Origin of the sequence: Thioclava sp. F1Mire-8 (assembly GCF_002213165.1) — a bacterium.
In the GTDB taxonomy this organism is placed as follows: Bacteria; Pseudomonadota; Alphaproteobacteria; order Rhodobacterales; family Rhodobacteraceae; genus Thioclava; species Thioclava nitratireducens.
The window spans coordinates 241,794-256,119 of the sequence record NZ_NBNY01000005.1 but is presented as its reverse complement, the minus strand read 5'-3'; the positions used below and the strand labels follow the sequence as shown (position 1 = coordinate 256,119).

General features: G+C 64.7%; 16 protein-coding genes. 10 read left to right on the top strand and 6 right to left on the bottom strand.

Annotated features, from left to right (window positions below):
* Window positions 1–333 precede the first annotated feature (333 nt).
* Window positions 334–954, top strand: a complete 621-nt coding sequence (locus tag B6V75_RS18885) for a response regulator transcription factor (protein WP_233243105.1) — start codon at window positions 334–336, stop codon at window positions 952–954.
* Complete coding sequence (locus B6V75_RS17000; RefSeq protein WP_233243104.1) at window positions 947–1,471, top strand: hypothetical protein; 525 nt, start codon at window positions 947–949, stop codon at window positions 1,469–1,471. The genes B6V75_RS18885 and B6V75_RS17000 overlap by 8 nt, the downstream gene beginning before the upstream one ends.
* A gap of 38 nt (window positions 1,472–1,509) precedes the next feature.
* On the opposite strand, the gene B6V75_RS16995 is transcribed toward B6V75_RS17000, so the two are convergent.
* From B6V75_RS16995 to B6V75_RS16985, 3 genes are all read right to left on the bottom strand, one after another.
* A complete protein-coding gene (locus B6V75_RS16995; RefSeq protein ID WP_075775769.1) occupies window positions 1,510–1,896 on the bottom strand; it encodes a hypothetical protein in 387 nt (128 codons plus the stop codon).
* Between the two features lie 8 nt (window positions 1,897–1,904).
* Entirely contained in the window at window positions 1,905–3,761 is a 1,857-nt protein-coding gene (locus B6V75_RS16990) for a PAS domain S-box protein (RefSeq protein ID WP_168174503.1), read from the bottom strand.
* Window positions 3,762–4,112: 351 nt separating this feature from the next.
* Window positions 4,113–5,177 (bottom strand): YeeE/YedE family protein, encoded by a 1,065-nt coding sequence (locus B6V75_RS16985; protein ID WP_088720460.1) that lies wholly within the window; start codon window positions 5,175–5,177, stop codon window positions 4,113–4,115.
* Window positions 5,178–5,300: 123 nt separating this feature from the next.
* Between B6V75_RS16985 and B6V75_RS16980 the strand changes: the two genes are divergently transcribed.
* From B6V75_RS16980 to B6V75_RS16965, 4 genes are all read left to right on the top strand, one after another.
* The gene (locus B6V75_RS16980) at window positions 5,301–6,533 is read left to right on the top strand and encodes an MFS transporter (protein ID WP_088720459.1); all 1,233 of its coding nucleotides are present in this window, start codon (window positions 5,301–5,303) and stop codon (window positions 6,531–6,533) included.
* A gap of 57 nt (window positions 6,534–6,590) precedes the next feature.
* Window positions 6,591–7,235, top strand: a complete 645-nt coding sequence (gene msrA, locus B6V75_RS16975) for a peptide-methionine (S)-S-oxide reductase MsrA (RefSeq protein WP_088720458.1) — start codon at window positions 6,591–6,593, stop codon at window positions 7,233–7,235.
* 80 nt (window positions 7,236–7,315) lie between these two features.
* Window positions 7,316–8,185 carry a 50S ribosomal protein L11 methyltransferase gene (locus tag B6V75_RS16970; protein WP_088720457.1) on the top strand — a complete coding sequence of 290 codons (870 nt, stop codon included), beginning with the start codon at window positions 7,316–7,318 and terminating at the stop codon, window positions 8,183–8,185.
* Window positions 8,186–8,276: 91 nt separating this feature from the next.
* Window positions 8,277–8,624: a hypothetical protein gene (locus B6V75_RS16965; protein WP_075775775.1), complete on the top strand. Its 348-nt coding sequence runs from the start codon at window positions 8,277–8,279 to the stop codon at window positions 8,622–8,624.
* A gap of 78 nt (window positions 8,625–8,702) precedes the next feature.
* Here the strand turns inward: B6V75_RS16965 and B6V75_RS16960 are convergent, their stop codons facing one another.
* Window positions 8,703–8,888, bottom strand: a complete 186-nt coding sequence (locus tag B6V75_RS16960) for a DUF1127 domain-containing protein (protein WP_075775776.1) — start codon at window positions 8,886–8,888, stop codon at window positions 8,703–8,705.
* 215 nt (window positions 8,889–9,103) lie between these two features.
* On the opposite strand from B6V75_RS16960, the gene ruvC reads away from it, so the two are divergent.
* The 4 genes from ruvC (at window position 9,104) to B6V75_RS16940 (ending at window position 11,820) form a co-directional block, all read left to right on the top strand.
* Window positions 9,104–9,637 (top strand): crossover junction endodeoxyribonuclease RuvC, encoded by a 534-nt coding sequence (gene ruvC, locus B6V75_RS16955; RefSeq protein WP_088720456.1) that lies wholly within the window; start codon window positions 9,104–9,106, stop codon window positions 9,635–9,637.
* Complete coding sequence (gene ruvA, locus B6V75_RS16950) at window positions 9,634–10,302, top strand: Holliday junction branch migration protein RuvA (protein WP_075775778.1); 669 nt, start codon at window positions 9,634–9,636, stop codon at window positions 10,300–10,302. Before ruvC ends, ruvA begins: the two co-directional genes overlap by 4 nt.
* A gap of 83 nt (window positions 10,303–10,385) precedes the next feature.
* Entirely contained in the window at window positions 10,386–11,420 is a 1,035-nt protein-coding gene (gene ruvB, locus B6V75_RS16945) for a Holliday junction branch migration DNA helicase RuvB (RefSeq protein ID WP_088720487.1), read from the top strand.
* Window positions 11,413–11,820, top strand: coding sequence for a group III truncated hemoglobin (locus B6V75_RS16940; RefSeq protein ID WP_088720455.1), 408 nt, complete (start codon window positions 11,413–11,415; stop codon window positions 11,818–11,820). The genes ruvB and B6V75_RS16940 overlap by 8 nt, the downstream gene beginning before the upstream one ends.
* 65 nt (window positions 11,821–11,885) lie before the next feature.
* Here the strand turns inward: B6V75_RS16940 and B6V75_RS16935 are convergent, their stop codons facing one another.
* Together B6V75_RS16935 and B6V75_RS16930 are read right to left on the bottom strand one after the other, a co-directional pair.
* Complete coding sequence (locus B6V75_RS16935; protein ID WP_233243103.1) at window positions 11,886–12,884, bottom strand: TIGR01620 family protein; 999 nt, start codon at window positions 12,882–12,884, stop codon at window positions 11,886–11,888.
* A complete protein-coding gene (locus tag B6V75_RS16930; protein WP_088720454.1) occupies window positions 12,881–14,284 on the bottom strand; it encodes a YcjX family protein in 1,404 nt (467 codons plus the stop codon). The genes B6V75_RS16935 and B6V75_RS16930 overlap by 4 nt, the downstream gene beginning before the upstream one ends.
* Window positions 14,285–14,326: the final 42 nt, after the last annotated feature.

Below are 14,326 nucleotides of genomic sequence, written 5' to 3'. Positions count from 1 at the left end.
CCCAAGCGGCGTTGAGCGAAAAACCGTGATTCCGGACGCGATTCGCTTAGACTTACGTTGCGTAAGAGATTCCTTACCGTTGGGTAAACACTTCGGGTAACGCTGATCTCACTGGTCCGTGATATGGTGGATGCGGGCGATATGACGTGGGGTTAGTCGCCCGAACATTTGAGTTCAGGGTAGGACGAGGGGGCCACCATGAATGCGTTGCATAAGAGTGAACCTGCGGGGGCGCGCGTGATGCCGTCCTGCCGCAAACAAGACGCAGCGATCTGCTTTCTTGGCGCATCGCATGTTTTTTCCGATACCGTTTTGCGAACCGTAGATGCCGAGGTGACGCCGGCGACGTGCCTGCGTCTGAACGATTTCGAGACGCTGCTCGAGGAATTGCAGTCCGACGGACGGATCGATCATCGCGGCACGCTGTGTTCGCTGATCGTGGACGAGGATCACGCCGATGGTCTGGTCGCGCTCGCGGAACGTCGCGAGCCGTTCCTGTCGCGCGTGAAACTGATCATCGCGATCGAGGACGAGGCGTACGCGCAGGATCTGATGGCGCGCCACGGCTCTGCGATCCTGACGCATCACATCAGTCTGCTGCCGATGAACGTAAATCTGACGACTTGGCTTCTGATCCTGCGGATGATCGTCTCGGGGGGGCACTACATCCCGCCCGCGCTTCTGCACTGCCGTCCGTCAGAGCTGCCGATGCCGATGCTGAACGGCGCCACCGCGACGGAGTCTGCCAATGCAATCTGCCTGTCGGGGCTGACGCCGCGCGAAACCGAGGTTCTGGAGATGCTCGCCTCGGGCCAGCCGAACAAGATCATCGCGGGCAAGCTGAACCTGTCCGAACATACGGTTAAGCTGCACATCCACCGCATCATCGGGAAGCTAGGCGTCACCAACCGCACCGAGGCGGCGATCTGGTATCACCGTATCCGAGGTGCCTAAGGACCCGCCCGCGCCCGCGGAGGTGCGCCCGCCGGATTTCGATCGGTTCCTGATGCTGATCGGACGCATCAATTATGCCTGGACCAATACCGAGAGCCTGTTGATCCATCTGATCGCCGGGCTCGCCGGGACCGACAAGAGCGTCGCGACGATCATTCATCTGACATTGAACACCACGCGTGCGCGGCTCGATCTCGTGGATCGGCTGGCCAAGCGCGACGACTGTCCCTGCGCGCCGCGGGCCTGCGAACGGGTGCTGGCGGTGTCGGCACGGATGAAGAAAGTGTCGGGGCTGCGCAATCACTTCAACCATTGCCTCTACGCTTTCGACGAGGGCGGAGGTCCGGTGCGCGCGATCCAGATGCGTATCGCGGATCGCAAGACCAGTCTGCGGATTGGAGAGGAAAGCGTTCTGGACAGCGCGACGCTTACCGAACTGGAAGCCGCGCTTGCCGAAATGCAAGCAATCAATGCCGAGATCTGGGCGATCGCCAAGGAATACAAGATGCCGCTTTGAGGCGGGCAGGGGAGGTCGGAACTGCGCGACAGCCAACCTCAGTTGCGCAGCTGGCGTCCCAACGCCTCGGCCAGTTCCCACGGGTTCGTCGGCTTCGAGAAGACCGGGATTTCCGGCATGATCGATTGGAAGGCAAGCGGCAGCTGCTCGGCCGTGTTCACCACCAGGGGCACTTCGCGCTTCCACAGCTCGACGATCAGGGCTTCCGCCGATCCGTCCAGCAGGTTCATGTCGAGGATCGCGCCATCTACGGAGACCGAGTCATCCGTAAGCGCCGCACGCGCACGTGCCAGGGTCGCGAACGGTCCCGCAACCTGACCGCCTGCTTCCTCGACCGAGAAGGCGATGTCATAGGCGATGAATAATTCATCTTCGACGACGAGGACATTGCTGCCCTCGAGGCAAGAAATACTGCTCTGTAGCATGGGCTATACTACCCTTTTATCAGGTCCATTGGCACGGTCATGCGAGCTTGGAACCCGTCGGGAACCCATTCGGTTCCATAGGTTCCCCGCAATTGGCCCTGAATCGTCAGGTCGATCAAGCGCGACCCGAAGCCGCTGTTGCTTGGTGGCACCAATTTCGCGGGGTGGCCGCTTTCCCGCCAATCAAGCTCGAGCTGGCCGGAGATCTCGCGCCACGTCAGCTCCAGACGCCCCGCATCGTGCGAAAGTGCGCCGTATTTCACAGCGTTAGTGGCCAGTTCGTGGATTACCAGCGCGAGGTTGGTGGACCCCGCATGGTTCAGCGCGAGGGCGGGACCGCCGAGGGTCAGCCGTGGATCGTCGAGATTGGTGTAGGGCGAAAGCACGCCCAGCAACAATTCGCGCAGTTCGACCATGCCGCGGAAATCGCGCTCGGGTGTGGCGGTCGGATTAATCAGCTCATGGGCGCGGGCGAGCGCGCCGATCCGTTCGCGCAGGCCCCGCGCCATCTCGTTCGGCGTCGTCGCGTGGCGGGCGGTCATGCCGACCAGCCCCGACATCATCGCGAAGGCGTTCTTGACCCGGTGATTGAGCTCGCGCGTCAGCGTGTCGCGTGCCTGCGCGAGCTGGCGCTCCTCTGTCACGTCGCGCAGATAGGCGAGGATCGCGCCGCTCTCGGGGTAGATGCGAGCTTCCAGAATGCGCCCGTCGCGCCCGATCTGATCGGCGACGGTCGGCGTGCCTGTGCGCCGGGCTTCTGCCAGTGCCTCCGCCAGTTTGCTCTCGCGCAGATGCGGCACGGTTTCCCAGAGCGATCGCCCGATCGCCTGCGACTCGGTCGCGGCCCCGACAGCGGCACGGATGCGTGCGCGCATGACAGAATTGGCGAAGCGGATATTGTCGTCGCGGTCGATCTCGATGATCGCGTCGGAGGTGATTTCGTGGAAATTCGCGAGACGCCGGTCAATGTCGGCCGCACGTTCGCGCGCCTCGTTCAGCTCGGAAATGTCGAGCGCGGTGGCCACGGCCACCGGCGGATCGCTCTCGATCGGTTGCGCCGAGATCAGCAGGTTGCTTTCGCTTCCGTCGCGGCGCACGCAGCGCAGCTCCATATGGTTGATCTTTTCGCCGTGGCGTGCGGCGCGCACGATCGGAAATTCGCTGAGGCTGAGCTTGCGGCCTTCCGGCGTATAAGCGTCGAAGGCGAGCTGCTTGCCCACCTCGCCGTTCTTCACGCCGAACATCTCGATCGCGGTCGCGTTCAGATCGAGGAGCCGCCCGGTGCCCAGCTCGGCCACGCCCACGCCGACCGGCATCTGATCGAGAATGGCGCGGTAGCGGTTTTCTTCGCGGTGGGCGACGTTGATCTGGTGGCGTAGCCGGATTTCCGCCTCGACGCCCGCGGCGATGTCGGACAGAGCTTCGTACTCTTCCTCGGTCCATTGCCGCGCCTCGCGGTCGATCAGGCAGAACGCGCCGAGCGGTTGCCCCTCGATCGTGCGCAACGGCACACCGAGATAGGCGATCACGCCCAGATCGCGCACCGCGCCATTCTCGCCCAGCACCGCATCCTCGCGCGCGTCGGACACACGCAGCGGCGCATCGGTTTCCACGACATAGCGGCAAAAGGAATGGGTGAGCGGCGTCTCCGATGGAGAATGGGCGTCGAAGCGATCCAGCCCGCTTTGCGCCACGAAGACCTGACGGTTCTCGTCGACCATCGAAACCAGCGAGATAGGCACGCCGGTCACCCGCGTCGCGAGACGCGTCGCACGCGCGAAGATGTCTGCGGGAGCGCTCTCCAGCAGTCCGGTCTCGCGTAATGCCCGAAGGCGCGCCGGATCGGTGAGTCGGGACCGGGGCATGGGGTCGGATGAGGGTGAGGGCGGTGCAGTGGTTTTCATGCGCAGGCTTTCATATTCCACCTATGCTCAGATAAATCCGTTGCGCCCAGTGTCATAAGACATGACAGCGATCACGATTTTCCCCGAAAGCGATTTTTTGCAAGGTATTTCGTACGGCAGCTGTGGTGCTTGCTAAATGCAGCGCCGAGAACTGGCGTTTCGCGAGTTCCACGGCGGTTCTTCCCTGAAATATCTAACGCTTTTTTACGGGTGCCGTAAGGTGAGGATTCGCGCAGCTTCGCGCTTCGGCAGGAAGGCGCGTAGGCGCCCCGAGACTCTCGGGACGCGCTATTCGCAAGCGCAAGAGCGCGCTTAGCAGGCTGTGGAAGGTGTCATGCTGCGCTGGTCCAGAAGGAAGTCGGTCACCATCGCACCGATCCACATGCAGAACAGCGCCAGCCACGCGGTGCCCGCGAGAACCGAGGTGCCCGTCACCCCGTTGCCGATGGCGCAACCGCCGGCGAGCATCGCGCCAAAGCCCATGAAGACAGCCCCGATCATCGAGCGCCGCATCACCGGCACCGAGTCGAAGCCCTGCCATGCGAATTGGCGCGAGAGGAGCGAGCTCAGGAACGCCCCGAGCACCACGCCCGGCACGAGGCCGACGTCGAATTCCAGCACCGAATGGCGGTCGAGGAAGAACATCAGCGTATTGGCCGAGGGGCCCGAGAAGGTGACGGAATTGACCGGCACCGGATCGAATGCGACCTGGCTCAGCATGAAGGTGAGCACCCAGCCCACCGCGACCGCGAAGCCGACGCCGGAGGCGAAGATCCACGTCTTCACACCAATCTCGTTGCGCTTGGCCAGATACATGCCTGCGATGGCGAAGACGATGCCGACGGCGAGCCCGGTCCAGTCCGGCAGATGCAGCGCGTCGAGGATATTCACGTTCTGCGCCCCGGTAATCCAGAGGCCGGCGAGTCTATCGCGCAGCGGTGCGAGTATGCCCTTGAGGCTCATCGTGGCGGTCACGGCGAAGATCAGCCCCGAGACGACCGAGCGCAGGTTGCCCGTCGCCGCGAGCACGAGAAGCCGCCCCGAACATCCGCGCGACAGCACCATGCCGACGCCGAAAATGAGGCCGCCGATGATCGCGCCCGACCACGAGCCCGGCACCGACATCATCCGGCTGTCGGCCTGCCGGAACAGGTCAAGCAACTGCGCGCTCTGCACCCAGACCAGCGCGGTCGAGAAGGTCAGAAACCAGACCGCGACCTTGCCGCCCAGCTTGCCCCGCGCGAATTCCACGGTCGCAGCCCGCAGGCAGAAGTTCGATTTCTGCGCGGCCACGCCGAAGATGAGCCCGGTGATGACCCCGAAAAGCGCCGCCGTGGGGCCTTCGCCGATCCGCTCGATGAGTGCGATGATGTCCATAGCCAGATCTCCCGTTCGCGCACGGGTTTTGCCAGAAACCGCAGAAACGCACATTGATCTGAGTCAGGTCGCACCTTTTGCAGACTTGCCGTGGACGCTGCCGTCGCGTCTAAGGAAAGCATGATGAAGTTCCGTTCCGTCCCGCTCGACGAAGCCCACGAGCTGCCCCGCTGGCGCAGACCCGAAGCGCTGCTTTACGTCATGGCCGCTGCCATGCCGATCTCCTTCGCCACCTGGTCGGCGCTCCTGAACAACTTCGTCATCGACGTGGTGAATTTCGACGGCGTCGATATCGGCTGGCTGCAAAGCTTCCGCGAAGTGCCGGGGTTCCTCGCGATCGGGGTGATCGTCGTGCTCTGGGTAATGCGCGAGCAGACGCTGGCCATCCTGTCGCTGCTGCTTCTGGGCGGGGCGACGGCGGTGACCGCCCTTTTCCCGAGCTTCGCCGGGCTCATCATCGTGACGCTGCTCTCGTCGATCGGGTTTCACTATTTCCAGACGGTGAACCAGTCGCTGCAATTGCAGTGGATCGACAAGGCAAAGGCGCCACAGACGCTGGGGCGGATCGTGGCCATCGGCTCAGGCGCGTCGCTCGCCGCCTATGCGGTGCTGGTGCTGACATGGAAGACCTTCAATCTCAGCTACGAGTTCGTCTACGCCACCGCCGGGATCGCGACGATGGTGATGATGGCGGCCGCCGCGCTGATTTATCCGCAGTTCCACACCCGCGAGCCGCAATCGAAGAAATTCGTGCTGCGTCGCCGCTACTGGCTCTATTACGCGATCACGTTCATGGCGGGTGCGCGTCGGCAGATTTTCGTGGTCTTCGCCGCCTTCATGATGGTCGAGCGCTTCGGGCTGCGGGTGGACGAGATCACCGCGCTCTTCCTGATCAATTTCGCGGTCAACATGGCCGCCGCGCCGGCGATGGGCCGCTTCGTGCATCGCTTCGGCGAGCGCCGCGCGCTGATCTTCGAATATGTCGGGCTGACGCTGCTGTTTCTTTCTTATGGCGGGATCTACTGGTTCGGCTGGGGCATCTGGCTCGCCTGCGCGCTCTATGTCGTCGATCATCTGCTGTTCGCGCTGGCTTTCGCGCAGAAGACCTATTTTCAGAAGATCTGCGACCCCGAGGATATCGCGCCCACCGCCGCCGTCGCCTTCACGATCAACCATATCGCCGCCGTCTTCCTGCCGGTGACGCTGGGCTATCTCTGGATGGTCTCGCCCGGCGCGGTTTTCGGGCTGGCGGCCTCGATGGCGTTGATTTCGCTGGGGCTTGCGCTGCTGGTGCCGCGTCACCCCTCGAAAGGCTACGAGACCGTGCTGCAGGGGCTTGGCCCGGTTCCGGCGTGAACTGGAAATTTCGTCGAGCCGCACCTATCTGAGAGGGGCGCGAAAGGGAGACTCACAATGCTGTTCGGAAAACCCGCCACCATTCCCACCAAGGCCGAGGCCCTGCCGGGCCGCGACGAGGCGATGCCTCTGGCAGAGCCGCATTTCCTCTGGGGTCGCGACCTGCGCTCGCCGGTGCCCGAAGGCATGGAAGAGGCGATGTTCGGCATGGGCTGCTTCTGGGGCGTCGAGCGTATCTTCTGGAACACCGACGGCGTCTGGCTGACCATGGTCGGTTACGCGGGCGGGCCGACGCCCAACCCGACCTATCGCGAGGTCTGCACCGGCATGACCGGCCATAACGAGGTGGTCCGCGTGATCTACGATCCGGCCAAGGTCAGTTACGACGATTTGCTCCGCATCTTCTGGGAAAACCACGATCCGACCCAGGGCATGCGTCAGGGCAATGATCGCGGCACCCAGTATCGCTCGGGCATTTACACCTATACCGACGCGCAGCAAGAGGCGGCCGAAGCCTCGCGCGACGCATATGCAGAGCGCCTGAGTGCGGCGGGCTACGGAACTATCACCACCGAGATCATGGACGCGCCGCCCTTCTACTATGCCGAGGATTATCACCAGCAATATCTGGAGAAGAACCCCGGCGGCTATTGCGGCATCGGGGGGACCGGCGTGACCTGCCCGATCGGGCTGAACGCGTGATCCGATGGGCGCGCGGGCCGCTTGACGGTTCGCGCCCGCGGCCCTAAGCCCGGGCGCAACCATCCCGAGGAGCGCGCCCCATGACCACCTTCACCGCCTTTACCACGCTGGCCGATCGCGAGGCCGCCGAGGCGCTGTCCGAACGTCTCGAAGAGCTCGATCCCGGCCCCTATGGCACGGGCGTGTTCGAGATCGAGGACGGGTCGGGCCGCTATGAGGTCTCGGGCTATTTCCTCGAGGCACCTGACGACGTGGCGCTCGACCTGCTGGCGATCTCGCACGGGGCGCAGCCCTTCGTCGTCTCGGAAATCCCGGAGACCGATTGGGTCGCCCATGTGCGGCGCGAACTGGCCCCGGTGCGCGCGGGCCGCTTCTTCCTCTACGGCAGCCATGACGAGGACAAAATTCCCGCCGATACGATCGCCCTGCGGATCGATGCGGCGATGGCCTTCGGGACGGGCCATCACGGGACCACCTCGGGCTGCCTGACCGCGCTCGACGATCTGGCGAACGAGGGTCACACCTTCCACAACGTCGCCGATATAGGCTGCGGCACCGCCGTTCTGGCGATGGCAGCGGCGAAGCTCTGGCCCGAACCGGTTCTGGCCTCCGATATCGATCCGGTCGCGGTGGAAACGGCAGCGGCGAATGTCGCGGTGAACGGACTCGAAGGCCGCGTGATCTGCATCGAGGCCGCGGGCTTCGGCGATCCGCGCCTGAAAGAGGCCGCCCCCTTCGATCTGATCTTCGCCAATATCCTGAAAGGCCCGCTCGTCGCGCTTGCCCCCGAAATGGGCCGCAACTGCGCCGAATCGGGCTTTGTGATCCTCAGCGGGATTCTCAACGAACAGGCCGATGAAGTCGTCGCCGCCTATCAGGCGCAGGGCTTTGTTTCCCATTCGCGTAAGGAATTCGGCGAATGGACGACATTGGTCATGCAGCGCGCCTAATCCGCCACAAATCCGCTCTGATTGTCGTAAGGATTGCTTTACCCTGTCTTGAGAAATTGCCTTCGGGGCATCGCAGTCAACGGGGTTTGCCATGCGCGATCCACAAATAGAGTCCTTTGAAAAGCGGCTGCATCGGATCGACCAGATTCATCAGGCTGGCGGCGCATTCGAGGCGTCCGGTGCCTTGGGCCGCAGCTATTTCGACTCCATGCGTCCCAAGGTGCGGCGCCATTTTCCGTTGCGCGGTGTGGCGCTGATCTTCGCCGGTATTCTGCTGGTGAAGGGCGCGATGCTCGCGCAGGTTGGGCAGGCTAGCTACGAGGCGCGTGTCGCAAGCCTCGCGGGTGGTTCGCAATTCGAACGGGTGGGGGCCTGGATCATGCATGCCGATCCGATTACCCGGAAAATCGCCGGCTGGCTCGCACCGTTCATCGGCTAGGTACCCAAGCCTGTATCCCAAAAAGAAAGGGCTGCGCCGTTGCCGGGGCAGCCCTTTTCGCATGACCTTTCGGTCGACTTAGCGCAGACGCGCCACGTCGAGCCGGGTCAGGCCGATATCGTCCAGCGCGCGGTCGCTGAGCTTCATCAGAGCCTTGCGGGTGACGCGTGCGTCGTTCCAGTCGTGCAGGGCGGCGATCAGCGAGGTGATGACGCTCGGTCGGGCGCTGCGGCTCATGCGGGTGTTGATATCCATCGAAGCCATGGGGAGGATCCTTCGTTCACAAACTGCTCAAGTTTCGGGCATTCCATCTTCTGAGGCGCAGATAAGACTGGCAGAGCGCGAAAACAATCTCAGTTTTGGCAGCCCCGCCATGCAGGAATCGCATGTGATAGAAGGCCCGTTTCTGCATCGCCTCTGGCCGATGTTCCCTTTTCGTGCTAGTTCTTGCGAAACAACACGAGAACGAGGCAGGGCAGATGCGGGTGATCGGGATCGATCCGGGGTTGCGCAATCTCGGATGGGGCGTGATCGAGATGGACGGATCGCGGCTCAGGCACGTCGCGAACGGGATTCTCCACTCCGAAGGTAAGGATTTGGCAAAGCGCCTGCTGGTGCTGCACGAAGGGCTGAGCGCGGTCATCGCGACTCACGCGCCCGAGGCCGCGGCGGTGGAGCAGACCTTCGTCAACAAGGACGCCGTTGCGACGCTGAAACTGGGGCAGGCGCGCGGCATCGCGCTTCTGGCGCCGGCGCAGGCGGGGCTCGAGGTCGGCGAATACGCCCCGAACGCGATCAAGAAAACCGTCGTCGGCGTCGGTCATGCCGACAAGACGCAGGTGCAGCACATGGTGCGCCACCAACTGCCCGGCGTACAGTTCGAAGGCCCGGATGCCGCCGATGCGCTCGCCATCGCGATCTGCCACGCCTTCCACCTGCAATCGGCGGCCCGGATGAACGCGGCGCAGCTCTCCCGCGAGGCCCTCGGCACGACGCAACGGAGGCGCGCATGATCGGTCGCATCGCAGGCGTCATCATCCACCGCGCGCTCGACCACGTCATGATCGACGTGCGCGGGGTGGGCTATGTCGTCCATGTCAGCCAGCGCACTGCACAATCTCTGCCGCCCGTAGGCCAGGCCTGCGCGCTCTATACCGACCTTCTGGTGCGCGAAGACCTTTTGCAACTCTTCGGCTTCCCGACGCTGCTGGAGAAGGAATGGCACCGGCTGCTGACCTCGGTACAGGGGATCGGTGCGAAAGCCTCGCTCGCGATCCTCGGCACGCTCGGCGCGGAAGGGCTGGGCCGGGCGATCGCGCTGGGCGATTGGTCAGCGGTGAAATCGGCCCCCGGCGTCGGTCCGAAACTCGCGCAACGTGTGGTGCTGGAACTGAAAGAGAAAGCACCTTCCGTCATGGCAATGGGCGCGGAATTGACCGTCGACGCCTCTCCCGAGGTGATCGAGGATGCGCCCGCGAAAAAGCCCGCGAAGAAAGCTGCGCCCGCCGCCACGCCGAAGGTGAACTTCACCGCCGAGGCGATTTCTGCGCTCACCAATTTGGGCTACGCGCCCTCGGACGCGGCAGGGGCTGTGGCGCAGGCCAATGACGATCCGGAGGTCACCGATACCGCCAAGCTGATCCGCGCGGCGCTTCGGCTCCTGGCCCCGAAGGATTGATCTTCTTCTTGATCTAAATATCCCGGGGTGCGGGGCAGGGCCCCGCTTGCTCCCCTCCGCCAAAGGCGCGACAGTAGATGACGATGAGCGAACCCGATCCCACGTTGCGGCCCGACCGCTTGCCCGAAGACGCCGACCGCGCTCTGCGGCCTCAGGCGCTGGAAGAATTCACCGGTCAGGCCGAGGCCCGCGCCAATCTGCGGGTCTTCATCGAGAGCGCGAAGATGCGCAGCCAGGCGATGGATCACACGCTGTTCCACGGCCCGCCCGGTCTGGGCAAGACGACGCTCGCGCAGATCATGGCGCGCGAGCTGGGCGTGAATTTCAAGATGACCTCGGGGCCGGTTCTGGCCAAGGCGGGTGATCTTGCTGCGATCCTGACCAATCTCGAAGCGCGCGACGTACTGTTCATCGACGAGATTCACAGGATGAATCCGGCGGTCGAGGAAGTGCTCTATCCCGCGATGGAGGATTTCGAGCTCGACCTCGTGATCGGGGAAGGCCCCGCCGCGCGCACTGTGCGGATCGAATTGCAGCCTTTCACGCTGGTCGGCGCGACGACGCGGCTCGGTTTGCTGACGACGCCGCTGCGCGACCGGTTCGGCATCCCGACCCGACTGCAATTCTACACCGAGGATGAGCTGGACCTGATCGTGACGCGCGGGTCGCGGCTGCTGGGTATCCCGTCCGATCCCGAAGGCACCCGCGAGATCGCCAAGCGCGCCCGCGGCACCCCGCGCATCGCTGGCCGCCTGCTGCGCCGAGTCGTCGATTTCGCGCTGGTCGAAGGCGACGGGCGGCTGACCCGCGAAATCGCGGACCGGGCGTTGACGCGGCTGGGCGTCGACAATCTCGGTCTCGACGGCGCGGACCGGCGCTACATGATGCTGATGGCAGATCATTACGGCGGCGGCCCGGTGGGGGTGGAGACGCTCTCGGCGGCGCTCTCGGAAAGTCGCGACGCGATCGAGGAAGTCATCGAACCTTACCTGCTGCAACAGGGCCTGATCAGCCGCACCCCGCGCGGGCGGATGCTGGGCGCGCGGGCGTGGCGGCATCTGGGGCTGGAAGCTCCGAAACCGGCAACCCCGCAGACGGACCTGTTCGGCGATGGCTAATCCCCTGGCACGTTTCGAGATCACCGAGGCCGAGATCGACCGCGTCGTCGCGCGCTTCTACGAGCGCGTCCGGGAACATGCGATGCTGGGCCCGGTCTTTGCGGTGCATGTCACCGACTGGCCGACACATGAGGACAAGGTCGCACGGTTCTGGAAGAACGCGATCCTGCGCAAACCGGTCTATGACGGCTCGCCCATGCAGGTCCACCGGGCGGCGGGCAACGTGCGCCCGGGCATGTTTTCGACCTGGCTTGCAGAATTCGACAAGGTGCTGCGCGAGGAGCTCTCGCCTGAACAGGCGAAAGGTTGGTCAGCGCTCGCCCATCGCATTGGCATGAGCCTGCGTCAGGGCGTGGTCGAACGCGAGACGCTTCCAGGCGGTATTCCGAAACTGAAATGACAATGGGGGCTCTGCCCCCGCTGGCACCGCCAGCCCCCGGGATATTTAAGCCAAGAAGAAGAGGATCAGTCCTCTTTTTTCCCGAACACGCCCGTCAGCGACCGGCCGATCAGGTTGGTCACGCGCGGCTTTTGCAGTTTGCGGAAGGGCATCGGGCGGCAGACCTCCAGCGCGGCGATGCCGACTCGGGCGGTGAGCGCGCCGTTGATCACGCCTTCGCCGAAGCGGCGCGAAAGTTTCGAGACCAGATGACCGCCGGTGACGGTCTCGATCAGATCGTCGCCCGCCGCTACCGCGCCGGTCGCGACGAGATGGGTCATCACAGTCCGCGCCAGCCGCACCGAGCCGAGTGTGCCCGAGCGCCCGCCATAGATTTCCGCGATGCGCCGGATCATCCGCAGGTTTGCGGTAAGCGCGGTGAACACATCGGCCAGCGCAAGCGGCACGACGGCGGTCACCGTGGCGACGGTGCGCGACGCGGCTTCGATCTCCAGCCGGGCCGCGGCGTCGAGCGGTCCCATCAGCTCTGTCTCTGCCAGCCCCATCAGCGTGTCGGTGTCGAGCACTTCGCCCGTTTGCTCGGCCAGTCGTTTGCGCGCCCAATCCATTTCGGGCCGCGCGGCATAGAGGCCGGAGACATGGGCCGTCACCTTGCGGGCGCGGCTTAGGTCGTCGGCGCTCAACGCTTCCGAGACTTCCTTGTGGACCTTGTCGAGCCGCGCCAGCCGCGAGAAGGCGGCGATTTCGCGCGCCGTGATCAGCAGCGCGCCAAGCGCGAAGGCCGCTACCAGCGCGGTGCCAATCCAGCCGAGGATCGGATGGGTGGCGAACAGCCCGTCGATGAAGCGCCAGAGCGCGACGGAAATCAGGAAACCGACCAGCGCCACTGTCGCGCGCCAGAAGAACCGCACGATGGGCGAGGCGCGGCGTGCCCCCAGTCGGGTCGCGATCTGCATGGCGCGGCCTTCCAGCCGTTCCTCGGTCGCGCTCGGCATATCCTCGATCGGCGCGGCCTCGGCGGGCGAGGGCGCGTCCTCGATCTCGATCATCACCGGTTTTTTCATAGCTTGTCCCCGATCAGGAAATCGGCCGCGCGGTCGAGCCGGATATGCGGCGGGCCTTCGCCGGGCCTCAGGATCACCGGGGCCGGGGCGAAGTTCATGATCGAATAGTCTTCGTCAAGCCATGCGCTGGCCCCTTGGGCGGCGGGCGAGAGAAGCTGCGCCGGGTCGGCGGGCAATTCGCCGGGATAGAGCGCGACCGATTTACCATTCTCCAGCCGCCCGCGTACCGCCTGCAACTCCGCCCCGTCATGGGTGAGGGTTTCTTCCGTCGTGCTGCGCAGGGCCGCGATCGACAGGGCCAGCGTCTTCGCGCCCGCGAAATCGGCACGGTCCCTGGCCTCGCGCAGCAGTGCGCCGGTGATCGCGGTGAGGCGGGCGTGTTGGGTGTGATGCAGGTGATCGGCCTTGGTGGCGGCGAAGAGGATTCTCTCCACCCGTTTGCCGCCGATCAGCGAGGTCAGCCAGCTCGCGCGCCCCGGGCGGAAGGCCGCCAGGATATCCGCCATCGCCTGCCGCAGATCGTCGAGCGCGGCAGGCCCGGAGTGGATCGCGCCCAGTACGTCGACCAGCACCACCTGCCGGTCGATCTTGGCGAAATGGTCGCGGAAGAAGGGGCGGACCACTTCGCGCTTATAGGCGTCGTAGCGCCGCTCCATCTCTCGCCGGAGCGAGCCGCGTGGGGCGTCGCCCGCGGGCAGCGGCGCGAAGGTCAGCGCGGGCGATCCGGCCATCTCTCCGGGCAGCAGGAAGCGCCCCGGCGTGCAATCGGAGAACCCCGCATCGCGCGCCGCGACCAGATACCGGGTGAAGCCCGCCGCCAGCGCCTTGGCCTGCAGCTCGGTGAACTCCGCCGTGCCATCCGTCGCTTCGGACTGCGCCAGATACTCTGCGCCTTGCGGACGGTTCGGCAGACGCGCCAGCGCCTCGGCCGACCACTCGGCATAGCTCTTGTCCATCAGCCCGAGGTCGAGCAGCCACTCGCCGGGATAATCCACGATGTCGAGATGCACGACGCGCGGCCCGCGCACCGCGCCCAGTATCCCGCGCGGCTGGATGCGGAAGGACAGGCGCAGCTCCGAGACCGCGCGCGTGCCGTCCGGCCAATGCGGTGACGGGCCAGTCAGCGCGGCAAGGTGGCTCTCGTAGTCGAAGCGCGGCACGGTGTCGTCCGGCTGCGGCTGCAGATAGGCGGCGGTGATGTCGGAGGCGGACCCCAGCGCAGGCATCCGCCCTCGGTCCAGCAGGTTCGCGACCAGCGAAGTGATGAACACGGTCTTGCCCGCGCGCGACAGACCCGTCACGCCGAGCCGGATCACCGGTTCGAACAGCGCTTCCGAGACCGATTGGCCCATGCCTTCGATCCCGCGCGTGATGCCGTCCGCAATGTCGGAAATGCCCAAAGCCTGCCCCTCGTCCTCGTTCACGAACAAGATAAGCAGCGG